Consider the following 17,103-nt stretch of genomic DNA (forward strand, 5'->3'; position numbering starts at 1 on the left):
AAAAAGGAGGCTCGAAGTTACAAGTCCTAGTTTAAAAAAGGAGGATAAAAATGAGTAAAGATTTTGATTTAATCATTAGAAACGCCTATCTAAGTGAAAAAGACAGTGTATATGATATTGGGATTGTTGGTGACAGAATAATCAAAATAGAAGCTAAAATTGAAGGAACCGTAAAAGACGAAATTGATGCAAAGGGTAACCTTGTGTCTCCCGGATTTGTCGATGCACATACCCATATGGATAAGTCATTTACGAGCACAGGTGAAAGATTACCGAAGTTTTGGAGCAGACCTTATACAAGGGATGCTGCCATCGAGGATGGCTTGAAATATTATAAAAATGCTACCCACGAAGAAATAAAAAGACATGTGATAGAACATGCTCACATGCAGGTACTCCATGGGACTTTATACACCCGGACCCATGTAGATGTAGATTCAGTTGCTAAAACAAAAGCAGTGGAAGCAGTTTTAGAAGCCAAGGAAGAGTTAAAGGATCTTATCGATATACAAGTCGTAGCCTTTGCACAGAGTGGATTTTTCGTTGATTTGGAATCTGAATCATTGATTAGAAAATCCTTGGATATGGGCTGTGATTTAGTTGGGGGAGTTGATCCTGCTACGCGGGAAAATAATGTTGAGGGTTCTTTAGACCTATGCTTTAAATTAGCAAAGGAATACGATGTTGATATCGACTATCACATACATGATATTGGAACTGTTGGAGTATATTCGATAAATCGTCTTGCCCAAAAGACAATTGAAAATGGGTATAAGGGTAGAGTAACTACGAGTCATGCCTGGTGTTTTGCAGATGCTCCGTCCGAATGGCTCGATGAGGCAATCCCATTGTACAAGGATTCGGGTATGAAATTTGTTACCTGTTTTAGTAGTACACCGCCTACTATGCCGGTGATAAAGCTGCTTGAAGCTGGCATCAATCTTGGCTGTGCTTCGGACAATATCAGAGATTTTTGGGTTCCCTTTGGCAACGGTGATATGGTACAAGGGGCTCTGATCGAAACTCAGAGATTAGAGTTAAAGACAAACAGAGATTTGGGACTAATTTGGAAAATGATAACGTCAGAGGGTGCTAGAGTTTTAGGAATTGAAAAGAACTATGGGATAGAAGTTGGTAAAAAGGCCGATCTTGTTGTATTAAATTCGTTGTCACCACAATGGGCAATAATCGACCAAGCAAAAAGACTATGCGTAATTAAAAATGGACGTATCATTGTGAAGGATGAGGTTATAGTTGCCTAATAGATGCTTTTTTTGGAGCGGCACCCTAAGGAGGTGACATGAAAGAGGTCGCCGCCGCTGAGAGAACGGATCACTGAGATGCAGGTGATGATAGAGGGACAGTCACACTTCCAGCCTTTCGGCTTATCCTATTGGGGTTTTGAAGATCTCAATAAGGGAGTTGGAAGCATGACTGCCTCTTATGAATACCACATCGGGGTCGACTACCACAAATCCTACAGCCACCTGGTTGTACAGGACAGCAGTGGCAAGACGCTGAGATCCGGCCGGGTGAAGAACGACCGCCAGTCGCTAGGCGGGTTTCTGGAGCGATATCGTGAGAATAGCCATGCGGTTGTCGAGGCGACCCGCAACTGGATGGTGATCTACGACTGGCTCGACGACATTTGTGATGATGTCGTTCTCGCCCATCCATTGAAGGTCAAGGCGATCGCTGACGCCAAGATCAAGACGGACAAGATCGATGCGACGGTGCTGGCGCATCTGCTGCGAGCCGACCTGGTGCCGGAGGCTTGGGCACCGGCGAAAAGGCCCGAGAGCTGCGTGTCGCGCTACGCGAGCGAATGTTTTATGTGCGGCTGCGCACGATGACGAAGAACCGTATCGTCACGGTGTTTGATCGGTATCCGGAGCAGACGGCGCAGCTGAAGAAGCTGGGCGACCTGTTTGGCAAGGCCGGCCGCATTCAACTTGCGCAGGTCAAGGTCTCGGAGATCGACCGCATTCAGATCGACCGAGGTCTTGCCTTCATCGGCGACATCGATGTCAGGATCAAGCAATCGGAAGCGACGATCCGGGCGATGACCAAAGCCAATGCCAATGTGAAGCTGTTGAAGACGATCCCCGGCATCGGCGAGTTCTTTGCAAGACTGATCGACGCGGAGATCGACGACATATCGCGGTTTCGCAACCCGAAGAAGCTCGCCGCCTATGCCGGACTGGTGCCGTCGACCTATTCCTCCGGCGGCAAGACCTTCCACGGTAAGATCATCCGGCAAGGCAACAAGTGGCTGCGCTGGGCTTTCGTCGAAGCCGTTTCTCCTGCCATCGCCAGCGATCCGCAGCTTCGCGCCCAATACGAACATCTGAAGATCAGAGGAACAAACAAGGCGCGTGTGGCCATCGCGCGCAAGCTTTTGACGATCGCCTTCCAGATCCTGCGGGACCAGCGCGCCTACGAGCAGCGCGGCGAAAGCAACATGGAGAGCACGTCGACAATATCCCGGTTGTCCTGATCGCTGGCTAGCGAGCCCGGCAGGTCTGGGCTGCGCTCATAAAGGAGAATGGGAAACCGGGAGCCGAACGTCACTCTGTGACCGAAGCTAACGCATCAGGTCACGTATTGGAGATTGGTTCGAGAACCGAGGGGCGGGAAATCACCCATCCAGCGGAAGGAAGAGATTTAGCCGATCGGCAAAATCGCCGATCAAAACGAAACCGAACCCAAGAAAAGCCGCCAGTTGAAGGCGTGTTGTCCCTTGCGTTCTTTCATTGGAGACATCCGATGGGCCTGCTCAACTGGACGGAGAAACCCGCTTCCACGCTCGACAACGGGGGCGTGATCGCGCCCGATGAGCGATTGCCCTGGCCGCAGACCGCGGTGATGGGCGTGCAGCACGTCATCGCCATGTTCGGCGCCGCCGTGCTGGCCCCGCTGCTCATGGGCTTCGATCCCAACGTCGCCATCCTCATGAGCGGCATCGGCACCCTGATCTTCTTCGTCATCACCGGTGGCAAGGTGCCGAGCTACCTGGGCTCGAGCTTCGCCTTCATCGGTGTGGTGATCGCCGCCAGCGGCTATGCCGGCCCGGGGCTGAACACCAACCTGGGCGTGGTGCTGGGCGGCATCATTGTCTGCGGTGCGGTCTACACGCTCATCGGCTTCATCGTGCACCTGACCAACGAGCGCCACACCAGGACCACGCCCATGAAGGGCATGGAGGTGGAAGAGGTCGAGAGCGACGTGGCCGTGCACTGGATCGAGCGCCTGATGCCGCCGGTGGTCACCGGCGCGGTGGTCGCCGTGATCGGCCTCAACCTCGCGGCCATCCCGATCAAGAACATGGCGCCCACCGGCTTCGATGCCTGGATGCAGGCCGTGACCTTCCTGAGCGTGGGCCTGGTCGCCGTGTACACGCGCGGCATGACGCAGCGCCTGCTGATCCTGGTGGGCCTGATCGTGGCGAGCCTGATCTACGCCGTGCTCACCAACGGCCTGGGCCTGGGCAAGCCGATCGACTTCTCGGCGATGGCCGCAGCCCCGCTGTTCGGCCTGCCGAAGTTCACCGCGCCGGTGTTCGAGGCGCAGGCCATGCTGCTGATCGCGCCCGTGGCGCTGATCCTGGTGGCCGAGAACCTGGGCCACGTCAAGGCCGTGAGCGCCATGACCGGGCGCGACCTCAACCCCTACCTGGGCAAGGCCTTCATCGGCGACGGCGTGGCCACCATGGTCAGCGGCGCGGCGGGTGGCACCGGCGTGACCACCTACGCGGAAAACATCGGCGTGATGGCCGCGACCAAGATCTACTCGACCGCCATGTTCGTGGTGGCCGCGTGCATCGCCATCCTGCTCGGCTTCAGCCCCAAGTTCGGCGCGCTGATCCAGGCGATCCCGCTGGCGGTGATGGGGGGCGTGTCCATCGTCGTGTTCGGCCTGATCGCCATCGCCGGGGCGCGCATCTGGGTCGAGAACAAGGTCGATTTTTCCAACAACAAGAACCTGCTGGTGGCCGCGATCACGCTGATCCTGGGCACCGGCGACTACACGCTGAAGATCGGCGCCTTCGCACTCGGTGGCATCGGCACCGCCACCTTCGGCGCGATCATCCTGTACGCGCTGCTCAGCCGCGGACAAGCCTCAAAGCCAGACTGACTGACGGGGCCGCCTTCATCGCGAGCGCGGGCTGGCTGGCGGCGCCTTGGGCGGCCCCGTCACCGCCCCGCCGATCTTGGCCCCGATGACGGTGCCGATGCCCGGCAACACCGCCGTGCCGATGGCGGCGCCTGCAATGGTGCCCCAGGCGATGCTGAACTCCGGTTTGCGGAGCGGCCCATGCGCCGAAATGGGCACGTCGACGATGCCCCCACCGATCTCCAGCTGGCCTTGTGCATCGACGCGCTTCCGGTAGAGCGTGGCCTGGCCAGTGGCGGTGTAGTTGCCCGCCACCGCTTCCACCTGGGTGAACGTCGTCTTCATGCCTTGCTCGGTGTTCTGCGTGTCCATGACACCGGTGAGGCTGTCCAGCGGGGTCTCGCCAGCGCGGTCCTCGCCGAGCGACTTGACGGCCTTGTCGATGTCGAAGCGCAGGATCTTCGCGCGCTCCACCCTGAGCACGCTGCGCGTGTGCAGCGTGCGGAACAGTTCACCCGCGGTATCGCCTTCGGCGCGCAGTTCCGTCTCGCCCGATGCGGCGCCATTGATGGGCGAGTGGCGGTGAAAGGCCTCGAGCAGCGCGTTCACCTCCACGCCGCGCGGTGCGAGTTCGCCCGTGAGGACCATGCGGCCTTCGGCCGAGGTGGCCAGCCGCGCCTGTCCGCGCGCCGATCCGCCAGCGGCCTGCACGCGCAGCTGGTAAAGGTCTGCCCCACCGTCGGCCTTGCCGTCGCGCGTGGCATCCAGCGAGACCGGCGGCTCCACGCCGGGACGACGCAGCCGCAGGCGGTGCACCAGGCGGTCGTCGTCAAAGTGAATGTCGCCCTCGTACACCACCGGGATGCCGCTGTACGAGATGTAGGTCAGGTCATTGAATGCCACCGCGCGCACGAACATGGCGCCGCTTTCGTCCGGCGTCTTGCCGCGGTACGCGGCCATGGCACCGTGTGGCACCAAGGCGCCGTCCAATTCGAGGCGGTCGATGGCGAGCCGCTGCCGCAGCAAAGGCATGAGTTGCGGGTAGATCGCGACCCGGCGAACGCGGATCACTTCGGGCTGCACCGTGCGCGCGTCCAGCACCTCGACCATCGGCCGACCCAGCACGCGCCAGCGCACCTGGCCCACCACGAGCTTCTGGCCCATGCGCGCCTCGAACACCGCCTCCACGCGGCGCGCGAGTTCATCGCTGGTGGGCACGAGCGCCCACCACGCCAGCCATGCGGCGGCCAGCAGCGCCGCGAGGGTGGCGGCGGCAACAAGGGCCCGGCGGCGTGGGGGTGTCGTGGGTGGGGACGGATTCACGCCCCATGGTGCTGGCCAGATGCGCCACTGTCTGTAGGGGTCTCCTCGTTTTCAGTGCAATAAGTGACGGTACGAAAAGCTAGCACTGGCGCGGAGGTGGTGTTGGTAGATCGTTGATTTCATTGACTTTCCTGTTCACTTTCAAATCTGCGATTCGTGGCGTCAAACCGTGGTCGGTTTCATCCATTGGTGCCAGTTATCGATGCATTTGGCCGCGAAGGCAGGATTTGGTCAGCATAGCGGTCAACCGGGAAGCGAAACACACCCCGCAAGTTGATGCTCTCCAGCCTGGTGGGCGCAATCTTCCCGATCAGTTCCGGTGGAATGACCTGGCGGCGGTTCGACCAGCGATCCAGGACCGCCTGCATCTGTGAGGTATTCCACGCCATCACGATGTTGGCCATCAGGCTCAACGCATCGGCCACAGCCTGCATTTCATCGACACGTTTGGCCTGCGCCGGGCTGATCCGGCCGGTATAAATGGCGCGCTTGAGGGCGTTAACAGCCTCGCCCCGATTGAGCACCCGGCGCAACTCGTTCCTGAAAGCGTCCTTGACAAAGTAGTCAGCCAAAAACGCCGTACGCAGCAACCGCCCCAATTGCACGCCAGCCTCATAGATTGGATCGCCCTGGGCGGCAGAACCGAACCGCGCAAGAGCTGCCACCGCACTGGCATGTCCGCTCATGACCGAGGCTGCCAGGTGCACCAGACTATCCCAATGCTTTTCGATCAAAGCGACGTCGACATTGGCTTCGCACACCGCAGCGATTTCTGCGGGCACTTTGGTGCCGCGTGGCACAAAGAGGTGGCGCTGTTTGAGTTCCTTCAACCGCGGGCAAAGATCAAAACCAAGCAAACGGGCATGTGACATGGCAAAGTCGGTGTAGCCATGGGTATCCACAGCAAGCTGGCTGGTCTCCAGCTTTTCTTGGCGGATGACACCTTCAATGGCCACGCCCGCCTGGCGCTCATTGAGCACAAAGGGCTGCGCATGGAAGATGCCCCACCGGTCTTTTACATGGGAGTAGATTCCAATGGAAGGTGTGTTGCGCCGAGGATCAAGCCGGGCTTGCCACACCCGTTTGGTGGTCTCCATGCTCATCATGTCAGAAGATGCCAAATCGGACCGCCCCCAGGTGGCGGCAATCGGGTGTCGCTGCATGAATTCCAGCACAGCCTGGCAGGCCTGGCTCAGACGCCGTTCGTCCCGCGCCCAGCGCATGGCCTGGCGAATGCTGGTGGCAGACAATTGCGGAATCATGCGCGCGCATTCGACCGCAGTCAGACTGGTGCCGTGGGCCATGATGCCGGCATAGACCATCAGCAGCTCGTCGGTAGAGCGCGGCTCACGTCCGAGCATGATCCAGCTAAAGCGCACCTGGGCGTCAACGGCCAGAATCACTTCCGGCAATTGAACCTCACCGATGCGGTGATCCAAAGCCGCGCGCAGCTTGGTCACTTCTGGGTCTTCGTCCTCTGCGGGCAATGGCGACAAATGGAGTTCATCATCCACGCGCAGTACGCCACTGCGGGCTGCAGCGGCCACCGCATCGACACCGGCAGTTACTCTGGCCAGCAAAGGCTTCAAGAAAGTGGCAGCCTTGCTGGGTAACGATAGACGGGCATAGTGTTTCTTGGACTCTGCCTGCCAACGCTCGTCCGTGAAGAACAAGCGCGCACGACCCCGAAAGCTCAGGCTGTGCTCAATCCAGACCGAGCCATTGCGCACCGCGCGGCGCAGGGCAAACAGGGTGGCCACCTCCAACGCCTGAAACGCCCGTTCCCGGTCTGGGCTGGAGATCGAAACCTGCCAGATCATTCCCAGACTTGGTGCCACCACTTCAACTGGCAGCTTTCTGGATCCTTTGAGATATAAAGCTTGCAGCTTGGCAAGGTACTCGATGGCAGGATGCTCGCCGGTGGCTGCCAGGGCAGCTTTGCAATGGCGACGAGCAACGACCGCACGGGGCGAATTCCATCAATCAATCCCTCGCGGACCAGGGAGGCCCTGCTCGGTGGTTTGCGTTTCTGGGTTTCGGTGATCAAGGCTTCAAGACGGGCACGCAACTCAGCATCTGGCACCGCACCTTGCGCGCTCAAGGCAACAAGTTCGCCGAGCAGCGTTTTGTACATTGCGGCCCAATTGACGGTAGCGGGGACATCGGCGGCAGCCTGACGCCACAGATCGGCGATCCGGCGCTGCACCATAAGGATCAACTGGTCTGTGGTGGTGAACAGGCAATACCGAAGAAAGCATGCGACCTCCACGGTGCGCGCTGGCTCTTTGATCTTGGCTCCGGCTGAGGGCGGCCTGGAGACAAGTCGGCGCGCGTAGCGGCGCAAGATGAGATCGGGGATGTCTGCCAGGTGCTTATGAACGTCCAGCGTGTAAAGCAGGTCGATGCGCTCCAGTACCTCGCTGATTTGGCGGGTTGAGTGTTTCGCCGGTGCAGCCCATAGCCAACTCTGCTGGGTTTGTCCATCTGGGCGCAGCTCTGAAACTGAGGCTCGCCAGCGATCAAGTGTTGCTGGATCAACGCTGGCGGCGATGGCGGTGCCTGTTTCAACTTCAAGCTGGGCAAGTGCCGCCGCAATCAGTGTCCGAATTGCCCGCTCGTGCACGATCACCAGCTTGTTCTTGTACAGCCATTGACGCGCCCGCACGAGTAGCTGATCGCGGTCGGCGCAGCGCGCCACTTCGTCGCGCAGTTCACGTACCAGTGAGCGGCGCTGGTGCTCGCTCATCCACTGGAATCCAAGGACCGTGCAGGCTACTTGTTGGTGATCGAATAGCGTGCGCCCGCGTTCATACATGGCTCTCAGCGAGGCGACTTCTGGTGCTGCAATGCCAAGCTCGTTGCCAAGGTGGCGCCACAAGGCTACTGGAATTACCCGAAAGGCACCGAGCAAACGCCCACTCATGCGCAGGAAACCAATATGGAGCGCCAGACCAAGCTTGTGGGAATCACCTCGGCGTGCATTGATTGCGTCGCGCTCGGCACCATCGAAGGTGAAAAATGCCTTCATCTCGAAGTCGCTGATATCGCGGGGGAGCCCACGCATCCCCAAAAACGTTGTGTGCCAACCCTGCATCGTGAACCTCAAAAGTGGGAGGCCACCATACCCGTTTACAAAGCGAACAGGAAAGTCAATGAAATCAACGGTCTACCCAGACCACCCCCGCGCCAGTGCTAGCTTTGCGTACCGTCACTTATTGCACTGAAAACGAGGAGACCCCGAATGGAAACAGGGCGCGCTGGCCGCGCGCGACCTGCTGACGCGCCTGCGCGGCGAAACCGCGCTGGAATGGAGCTTCGTCTCGCCGCCCATCGCGCTGGCACCCGGCGAACGCACCGGCCAGTACCGCACGGGCGGCGACCAGTTGCTGCCGGGCACGGGCGACGCGCCTGCCGGCATCTCGGTGGCCGACCTGGCCGTCGCCATCGTGGACGAGATCGAACAACCGAAGCACGCGCGCCAGCGCTTCACGGTCGCGAACTGAAGGCTACGCCGCGGCGGCACGAGACGCCGCGAACTTCACGTACCAGTCCAGGCAGCCCGGGTTGGCCATCGCCTCGCGATTGATGACCTTCTCCAGCGGCTGGCCGAGCAGCAGTTTCTTGATCGGCAGTTCCTGCTTCTTGCCCGACAGCGTGCGCGGGATCTCCGCCACCTGGAACACGCCGTTGGGCACGAAGCGCGGCGACAGCGCGGTCTTGATGCTGTCGTTGATGCGCGCCTTCAGCACGTCGTCGAGCACCAGGCCTTCGCGCAGCACCACGAACAGCGGCATGTAGCTTTCGCGCCCGAGGTATTCGAGGTCGACCACCATCGAGTCCATCACCTCGGGCAGGGCCTCGACCGCGCTGTAGAGCTCGCTCGTGCCCATGCGCAGGCCATGGCGGTTGATGGTGGCGTCGGAGCGGCCGTAGATCACGCAGGAGCCGTCGGCGCCGATGCGCAGCCAGTCGCCGTGGCGCCAGACCGCGCCGGCCTCGGGGCCGAGGTCACCACCACCGGGCTTGCGGCCCTGGCCCGCCGGGTAGGTGTCGAAATAGCTGCCGAGCAGGCGTTTGTTGTCCACGTCGCCCACGAAGTACAGCGGCATGGACGGGATGGGCTGCGCGCACACCAGCTCACCGACCTCGTCGATCACCGGCTGGCCCTGCTCGTTCCACGATTCGACCGCGCAACCCAGCAGGCGGCATTGCATGCGCCCGGGGGTCTGCGGCAGTTCGCGGTTGCCGCCGATGAAGGCGCCCGCGAAGTCCGTGCCGCCGGAAATGTTGCACCACCAGATGTCCTGCTGCGCCTCGGTCTTCGCGATGCGGCGGAACTGCTCGGTGCCCCAGCGTTGCGCGTCCTCCGACAGCGGCGAACCGGTGGTGCCGAGCGCGCGCACGGCCGAGAGGTCGCCACAGGTGGCGAGGTCCACGCCGGCCTTGATGCAGTTGGCGAAGAAGGCCGCGCCGGCGCCGAAGAAGGTCACGCCCTGCTCGGCCGCGAAGCGCCAGAGCGTGGTCCAGTCGGGCTTGTCCTTGGCGCCGCCGGGGTTGCCGTCGTAAATCACGCAGGTGGTGCCGTTGAGCAGGCCGCTGGTCTGCGCGTTCCACATCACCCAGCCGGTGGAGCTGTACCAGTGGTAGCGCTCGCCCCAGCTGTTCGGGTGGTAGCTGCAGCCCACGTCGTTGTGCAGGCTTTTCAGCGCCAGGCCCACGATCACCGTGCCGCCATGGCCGTGCACGATGGGCTTGGGCAGGCCGGTGGTGCCGCTGGAATAAACGATCCACAGCGGGTGGTCGAACGGCAGCCACACGGGTTCGAATGCGGCGGTCGCGCGGTCGTCGCGCGCGGTGGCGGCGGCAAAGCCGGTGCAGGGTGCCGCGGCCTCCAGCGCCGCGGCCTGGGCCTCGGGGGTGTCGGCAAGGTTGGTGTGCAGCACCACGTGGCGCACCGTGGGCAAGGCCGCGCGCAGTTCGGCCACCACGGCGAGGCGGTCGTGGTCGCGCCCGCCGTAGCTCACGCCGTCGCAGGCGATCAGCACCACCGGGTCGATCTGGCGGAAGCGGTCGAGCACGGCGTTGGTGCCCATGTCGGGCGCGCAGATGCTCCACACACCACCGAGCGACACGGTGGCGAGGAAGGCCACCATGGCCTCGGGAATGTTCGGCAGGTAGGCCGCGACGCGGTCGCCCGGCTGCACGCCCTGGGCCTGCAGGTGCTGCGCGAGCGAGGCCACCTGGCGGCGCAGTTCGGGCCAGCTGAGTTCCTCCCGCCGGCCCTTCTCGTTGCAACTGACCACGGCCGGAAAGCCCGCCGCCTGGGCCGCCTGCACATGGCGGAACACCTGCTGCGCGTAATTCATGCGCGCACCGCTGAACCACGGCGCGCCGGGCATCACATTGCGCTCGAGCACGCTGGTGTGCGGCGTGGGCGACTGCAGGTCGAAGTAGTCCCAGATGCTTTGCCAGAAGCCATCGAGGTCGGTGATGGACCAGCGCCAGAGCGCGTCGTAGCTGTCGAAGCGCAGGCCGCGTTGTTCGGCGAGCCATTGCTGGTAGAGGCGGATCTGGGGCACGTAGGGGGCGGTCATGCGTCGAGCTTAGACCCGGCCGGCGCACACCACGCCTAGGGTTTGTACGGTTGTACAAGAATCGGCACGCCCCGTTCAATGCACAGCACCGGCCGCAACCCGCGGCTGCACCCACCGGGGACACGCCATGCCTTCGACCTCCAACCCGCTCAACGGCTTTCAGGTCGATCGCGCCGCGATCCGCACCATCGGCCACGACCTGCAGCGCCCCGAGTGCATCCTCGCCGAGCGCGACGGCACGCTGTGGGCCGCCGACGCGCGCGGCGGCGTCACGCGCATCGGCGCCGATGGCCAGCAGCGCTTCATCGGCCAGCGCGCCGACGAGCGCTTCGCCACCGCCGCGCAGGCATCGACCGACGACGTGGAGGCCAAGTACACGCAGGGCACGCTGCCCAACGGCCTGGCCTTCGCCGCCAACGGCGACGTGCTGATCGCCAACTTCGGCACCGACCGGCTGGAGGTCATGACGCGCGACGGCCAGACGCGCACGCTGCACGACCGCATCGACGGCCAGCCGATTGGCAAGGTCAACTTCGTGCTGCGCGACACGAAGGACCGCATCTGGCTGACCGTGTCCACGCGCGTGAACCCCTGGACCGTGGCGGCGAGCAGCCGCGTGCGCGACGGCTATATCGCGGTGGTGGACGCGCACGGCCTGCGCGTGGTGGCCGACGGCTTCCACTTCACCAACGAGATCCGCTTCGACGCGCGCGAGGAATGGCTCTACATCGTGGAGACCACCGGGCCGCACATCAGCCGCATGCGGGTGGTGGAGTCGGCGCAGGGCGTGGGCCTGGCCGAACGCGAGGTGTTCGGGCCTTCGCACCTGGGCGGCTTTCCCGACGGCATCGCCTTCGATGCTTTCGGCAACCTCTGGTGCACGCTGGTGATGACCGACCAGTTGATCGCGCTCACGCCGCAAGGCGACCAGCGCCTGCTGCTCGACGACGGCAACCCCGAGGCGTCGAAAGTGCTGCTGGACCACATGAACGACGGCACGCTCACCGCCGAAGACATGCTGCGCGCGCGCGGCACGCTGGCGCCGTGGATGGCCAGCGTGACCTTCGGCGGCCCGGACCTGCGCACGGTCTACCTCGGCAGCCTGATGGGCACCACGATCCCGTACTTCACCTCGCCCGTGCCCGGCCTGCCGATGGTGCACTGGTAGCCCAAGGCCCTCGGTGTTGCCGAGGGTTTGTACGGGTGTACAACAATTTTGATCAAGCGTTCAATCCCGCCATGCCTGCCCGCAAGACCGCGCCCGCCCCTGCCCGCCGAAAAAGCGAAGCGCCGCCCCGCCCCGACCGGCAGCAGGCCATCCTGCTCGCGGCCGAGAAGCTGTTTGCGCAGCGCGGCTACCACGCGGTGACGATCCGCCAGATCGCCGAAGAAGCCGGTGTGCCGCTGGCCCTGGTGGCCTACTACTACGGCCCGAAACAGGACCTGTTCCACGCGGTCTTCGCGCACTGGAGCCAGACCATCGACGAGCGCCTCGAAGCGCTCGATGCCGCGTCGCACGACCCGGCGGACCCGCAGACCCTCACGCGCATCGTCGAGGCCTTCGTGGGCCCGGTGATCCGCATGCGCTCCAGCCCCGAAGGCCAGTACTACGCGCAGCTGGTGGGCCGCGAACTGGCCTACCACGGCGAGGAGTCCGACCGCGTGCTGCGCGACTTCTTCGACCCGATGGCGCACCGCTTCATCGACGCGCTGCACCACGCCCTGCCCCAGGGCAGCCGCGCCGACGCGGCCTGGGGTTACCAGTTCGCGCTGGGCGCCCTGCTGCACCATCTGGTGGACGTCCGCGTCGCGCGCCTCTCGCGCAACCAGAACAAGCCCAGCGACCCCGCCGCCGCCGAGCGGCTGGTGCGCTTCATCGTGGGCGGCCTGCGCGCCGCCCTGCCCGAATCGCCCCGGAAGAGTTCGATCACCCCACCCAGAAGGAGACAAGCATGAAACGTCGCACCGCCCTGGCCGCCCTGGCCTCCGTTCCCGCCGCGATGAGCCTGCCGGCTTTCGCGCAAGCCACCACCAAGATCGTGTTCGGCTACACCGCCGTGACCGACTTCGCCTCGGTGTTCGTCGCGGCCGAGAACGGCTACTTCAAGAAACGCGCGCTCGACGTGGAGCTCAAGTTCATCCCGATCAACTCCACCATCCCGGCCGCGGTGCAGGCCGACTCGCTGCAGATCGGTGGCCCCACGCCCAGCGTGTTCCTGCAGTCGGTCGATGGTGGCCTGGACCACGTGGTGGTGGCCGGTGGCGGCGTGACCTCCAAGACCATCACCGGCTTCGGCCTGGTGGCCAAGGCCGGCAGCGGCATCCGCACCGCGCAGGACTGCGTGGGCAAGAAGATCGGCGTGCCGGGTCTGGGCGCCTTCCTGCACGTGACCTTCCGCGGCTGGCTCAAGAACCAGGGCGTGGACTTCAAAAAGGTGAACTTCGTCGAAGCCTCGTTCCCGCAGCACGGCGACCTGCTGCGCGGCGGTTCGGTGGATGCGGTCGTGAGTGCCGACCCCTTCATGAGCCGCATCACCGACAGCGGTGTGGGCTACGTGGCCTCCTACTACTCGACCTTCCTGCCCGAGAACCAGCCCACCATCATCCACACCGCGCGGCGCGACTGGGTGGCGAAGAACCCGGCGGCCGCCAAGGCCTTCCGCGAAGCGGTGCAGGAGGCCGCTGGCTTCATGAACCAGCCGAAGAACAACGACGCCGTGCGCGCCGCCATCGGCAAGTACATCAAGCTGCCGCCCGAGGTGATCGCCAAGGTGCAGATCTCGCCGCCCGGCCCGGTCGTGACCGAGAAGCAGCTCACCTACTGGGTCAACCTCATGAAGGACCAGGACATGCTCAAGACGGTGCCCGATGTCGCGCGCCTGATCGCCAAGTGAGGCACGCCACGCCCCACGCGCCCGCACCGACCATGACCGACACCGTCCTGCACTTCGACCACGTGGCCATCGAGCTCGGCGGCCGGCAAATCCTCTCGCCCGTCGAACTGACGGTGAAGCGCGGCGAGTTCGTGTGCGTGATCGGTCCCTCGGGCTGCGGCAAGACCACCCTGCTGCGCGCCGCCGCCGGCTTCGTGGCGCCGAGCCACGGCAGCGTGCGCCGCAAGGGCGCGGCCATCACCGGTCCGAGCCGCGAAGTGGCCTTCGTGTTCCAGGACTACGGGCGCGCCCTGCTGCCCTGGCGCACCGTGCAGGCCAACGTGAGCCTGGCGCTGGAAGCGGCGCAGGTGCCCGTCGCCGACCGGCCGGGGCGCATCGCACGCGTGCTGAAAACCGTCGGCCTGAGCGCGCACGCCGACAAGTTTCCGGCGCAGCTCTCGGGCGGCATGCAGCAGCGCGTGCAGATCGCGCGCTGCCTCGCGCAGCAGCCCGACGTGATGCTGATGGACGAGCCCTTCGGTGCGTTGGACGCGATGACGCGCGAGACCCTGCAGGACGAGCTCGCGCGCCTGGTGCGCGAAGAGGGCCTGACGGTGATGTTCGTGACACACGACCTGGAAGAAGCGCTGTACCTGGGCGACCGCGTGATCGCGCTGCGCAGCAACCCCACGCCCGCGCTGCCCAGCCTGGCCGCGCTGATCGAGGTGCCGCTGCCGCAACCGCGCGACCAGCTGAGCACCAAGGAACACCCCGAGTTCCTGCGCCTGCGCCGCGAGCTGTACCACTACCTGGGGCATTGAGCGCCATGGTCATTCGCATGAAGTCGCTCGCGTTTCCCGCGCTGCTGATCGGCGCGCTGGAAATCTGGGCCCGCACCACCGGTCAGGGCAGCGATGCCATCGCACCGCCCAGCGCCGCGCTGCGCGCCTTCGGCGGCGCCATCACCGATGGATCGCTGTTCGAAGCCACCGCCTTCACGCTGGGCACCGCCGCGCTCGGCCTGCTGATCGGCGCGCTCGGTGGTCTGCTGCTGGGCACCCTGCTCGGCCTGTCGCGCCGCGCCGCGCAGCTGGGCTTTCTCAGCGTAGAAGTGGCGCGCCCGATTCCCTCGGTGGCGCTGATCCCGCTGGCCATGCTGGTGTTCGGCTTCGGCCTGCGCATGGAACTCAGCGTGGTCGCCTTCGCCTGCCTGTGGCCCATGCTGGTGCTCACGCAGGCGGCGGTGCAGCAGGTCGAGCCGCGGCTGCTGGAGGTGGCTCGCGCGCTGGAACTCACGCCCCGCCAGCGCTTCGCCTGGATCGTCGGGCCGGCCATCGTGCCGCGCCTGTTCGTCGCGCTGCGCCTCGGTGTGGCGATCGCGCTGGTGGTGGCCGTCACGGTGGAGATCGCGGCCAACCCGCACGGCATGGGCTACGCCATGATGATCGCGCAGCAAAGCCTGGACCCGGCGCTCATGCTGGCCTGGCTGGCCTGGATCGGCGTGGTCGGCTACGCCATCAACGTCGGCGCGCTGGCGCTGCAGCGCCGCGTGGCGCGCGCCATGGGGGAGCAAGCGGCATGAGCGCAGCACACAAAACACATCGAGCCCTCGGCGCACTGAGCAGCGCCTCCGGTTCCCTCCTGGTGCTCGGCGGTTTCATCGCCCTGTGGTGGGCGGCCAGCACCAGCGGCTGGGTCAATCGCGCCTTCCTGCCCACGCCGCAGGCCACGCTGGTCAGCCTGGTGCAGGGCCTGGCCGGCGGTGACCTTGCGGCCTACACATGGGCCACGCTCAGCCGCATGTTCAGCGGCTGGGTGCTGGCGAGCGCACTGGGCATCGCGCTGGGCGCGCTGATCGGCAGCTCCCGGCGCGCCAGCGAGTGGATCGCGCCCACGCTGGAGTTCATCCGCCCCTTACCGGCTTCGGCGGTGATGCCGCTGGCCATCGCGCTGTTCGGCCTCTCGGGTGGCATGGTGCTGGCGGTGGTGGCCTTCGGTGCCATGTGGCCGGTGCTGCTGGCCACGCTGCACGGCCTGGCGAACGTGCACAAGCAGCTGCGCGAGGTATCGCGTTCGCTGGAATTGAGCCACCTCGCCTTCGTGCTCAAGATCGGCCTGCCCAACGCCATGCCCGACATCCTCGCCGGCATGCGGCTGTCGATGACGGTCTCGCTCATCGTCTCGGTGGTGGGCGAGATGATCGCCTCGCAACCCGGCCTGGGCCAGGCCATCCTGCTGGCCGCGCGCTCGTTCCAGGCCAGCGACCTGTTCGCCGGCATCGTGCTGCTCGGGGCCATGGGCTTCCTGAGCAACGTGCTGCTCGCCGTGGCCGAAAAATCCCTGTTGCGCTGGCAACACCCCTGACATCACCGCCCCTCTGGAGAACACCATGCCCCGCAAATTCATCGACCTGTCCATCTACCTGGAAAACGACGTGCTGAGCGACCCGCCCGCGTTCGCGCCCAAGATCCAGTACTTCACGCACGACAACACCTTCGAGCAGATCGAGCCGTTCTTTCCCGGCCTGAAGAAGGAAGACCTGCCCGACGGCGAAGGCTGGGCGGTGGAGCTGGTGCAGCTCTCCACGCACAACGGCACGCACCTCGATGCGCCCTACCACTTCCACTCCACCATGGACAAGGCGCTGGGTGAGAAGAAGCCCGCGATCGCGATCCACGACGTGCCGCTGGAGTGGTGCTTCCAGCCCGGCGTGAAGCTGGACTTTCGCCACTTCGCCGACGGCTACGTGGTGACGGCCGACGACGTGGAAGCGGAGCTGAAGCGCATCGGCCACACCATCAAGCCGCTGGAGATCGTGGTGGTGAACACGCGCGCCGGCTCGCGCTACGGTCACAACGACTTTGTCTCGGCCGGCTGCGGCATGGGCTACGAGGCCACCATGTACCTGCTGGAGCGCGGCGTGCGCCTGACCGGCACCGACGCCTGGAGCTGGGACGCGCCCTTCGTGCACACCGCGCAGAAATACGGCGAGACGAAAGACGCTTCGCTGATCTGGGAAGGCCACAAGGCCGGGCGCGACATCGGCTACTGCCACATCGAAAAGATGCACAACCTCGAGGTCCTGCCGGCCGACGGTTTCTTCATCTCCTGCTTCCCGCACAAGATCCGCGGCGCCTCGGCCGGCTGGACCCGTGCGGTCGCCATATTCGACGACGCCCTGCAAGCCACCGCGGCATGAA

11 protein-coding genes and 3 pseudogenes are annotated in these 17,103 nt (G+C 63.9%); 11 read left to right on the forward strand and 3 right to left on the reverse strand.

Annotation, left to right across the window (positions count from 1 at the left end):
- Window positions 1-50: 50 nt before the first annotated feature.
- The 3 genes and pseudogenes from atzC (at window position 51) to IG197_RS35590 (ending at window position 4,134) form a co-directional block, all read left to right on the forward strand.
- Complete coding sequence (gene atzC / locus IG197_RS35580) at window positions 51-1,262, forward strand: N-isopropylammelide isopropyl amidohydrolase (protein ID WP_011117177.1); 1,212 nt, start codon at window positions 51-53, stop codon at window positions 1,260-1,262.
- A gap of 168 nt (window positions 1,263-1,430) precedes the next feature.
- Window positions 1,431-2,497, forward strand: a pseudogene (locus IG197_RS37075) (IS110 family transposase).
- Between the two features lie 269 nt (window positions 2,498-2,766).
- The gene (locus IG197_RS35590; RefSeq protein ID WP_192321897.1) at window positions 2,767-4,134 is read left to right on the forward strand and encodes a solute carrier family 23 protein; all 1,368 of its coding nucleotides are present in this window, start codon (window positions 2,767-2,769) and stop codon (window positions 4,132-4,134) included.
- Between the two features lie 15 nt (window positions 4,135-4,149).
- Here IG197_RS35590 and IG197_RS35595 read toward each other — a convergent pair whose 3' ends face one another.
- Entirely contained in the window at window positions 4,150-5,436 is a 1,287-nt protein-coding gene (locus tag IG197_RS35595) for an AsmA-like C-terminal region-containing protein (RefSeq protein WP_156350891.1), read from the reverse strand.
- A gap of 179 nt (window positions 5,437-5,615) precedes the next feature.
- Window positions 5,616-8,530 (reverse strand): annotated as a pseudogene (locus IG197_RS35600) (Tn3-like element IS1071 family transposase).
- A 145-nt stretch (window positions 8,531-8,675) separates the two neighbouring features.
- Here IG197_RS35600 and IG197_RS35605 point away from each other — a divergent pair.
- A pseudogene (locus IG197_RS35605) lies at window positions 8,676-8,939 on the forward strand (NAD(P)-dependent oxidoreductase); the annotation flags it as partial.
- A gap of 3 nt (window positions 8,940-8,942) precedes the next feature.
- Here the strand turns inward: IG197_RS35605 and IG197_RS35610 are convergent.
- Window positions 8,943-11,030, reverse strand: a complete 2,088-nt coding sequence (locus tag IG197_RS35610) for an acetoacetate--CoA ligase (protein ID WP_021444857.1) — start codon at window positions 11,028-11,030, stop codon at window positions 8,943-8,945.
- 127 nt (window positions 11,031-11,157) lie between these two features.
- Here IG197_RS35610 and IG197_RS35615 point away from each other — a divergent pair, with 127 nt between their 5' ends.
- Genes IG197_RS35615 through IG197_RS35645 form a run of 7 tightly spaced genes read left to right on the forward strand, consistent with a single transcriptional unit; the run spans window position 11,158 to window position 17,102 of the window.
- Complete coding sequence (locus IG197_RS35615) at window positions 11,158-12,198, forward strand: SMP-30/gluconolactonase/LRE family protein (RefSeq protein WP_192321899.1); 1,041 nt, start codon at window positions 11,158-11,160, stop codon at window positions 12,196-12,198.
- Between the two features lie 35 nt (window positions 12,199-12,233).
- A complete protein-coding gene (locus IG197_RS35620; protein WP_218186846.1) occupies window positions 12,234-12,986 on the forward strand; it encodes a TetR/AcrR family transcriptional regulator in 753 nt (250 codons plus the stop codon).
- A complete protein-coding gene (locus IG197_RS35625) occupies window positions 12,983-13,924 on the forward strand; it encodes an ABC transporter substrate-binding protein (RefSeq protein WP_021444766.1) in 942 nt (313 codons plus the stop codon). The genes IG197_RS35620 and IG197_RS35625 overlap by 4 nt, the downstream gene beginning before the upstream one ends.
- Before the next feature lie 32 nt (window positions 13,925-13,956).
- Window positions 13,957-14,724, forward strand: coding sequence for an ABC transporter ATP-binding protein (locus IG197_RS35630; protein WP_192321901.1), 768 nt, complete (start codon window positions 13,957-13,959; stop codon window positions 14,722-14,724).
- Window positions 14,725-14,729: 5 nt separating this feature from the next.
- The gene (locus IG197_RS35635; RefSeq protein ID WP_021443825.1) at window positions 14,730-15,485 is read left to right on the forward strand and encodes an ABC transporter permease; all 756 of its coding nucleotides are present in this window, start codon (window positions 14,730-14,732) and stop codon (window positions 15,483-15,485) included.
- Window positions 15,482-16,267 (forward strand): ABC transporter permease, encoded by a 786-nt coding sequence (locus IG197_RS35640; RefSeq protein WP_021443824.1) that lies wholly within the window; start codon window positions 15,482-15,484, stop codon window positions 16,265-16,267. The genes IG197_RS35635 and IG197_RS35640 overlap by 4 nt, the downstream gene beginning before the upstream one ends.
- Window positions 16,268-16,292: 25 nt before the next feature.
- Window positions 16,293-17,102, forward strand: a complete 810-nt coding sequence (locus IG197_RS35645; RefSeq protein WP_021443823.1) for a cyclase family protein — start codon at window positions 16,293-16,295, stop codon at window positions 17,100-17,102.
- Window position 17,103 lies beyond the last annotated feature (1 nt).

The organism is Aminobacter sp. SR38, assembly GCF_014843375.1.
Classification (GTDB): domain Bacteria; phylum Pseudomonadota; class Alphaproteobacteria; order Rhizobiales; family Rhizobiaceae; genus Aminobacter; species Aminobacter ciceronei.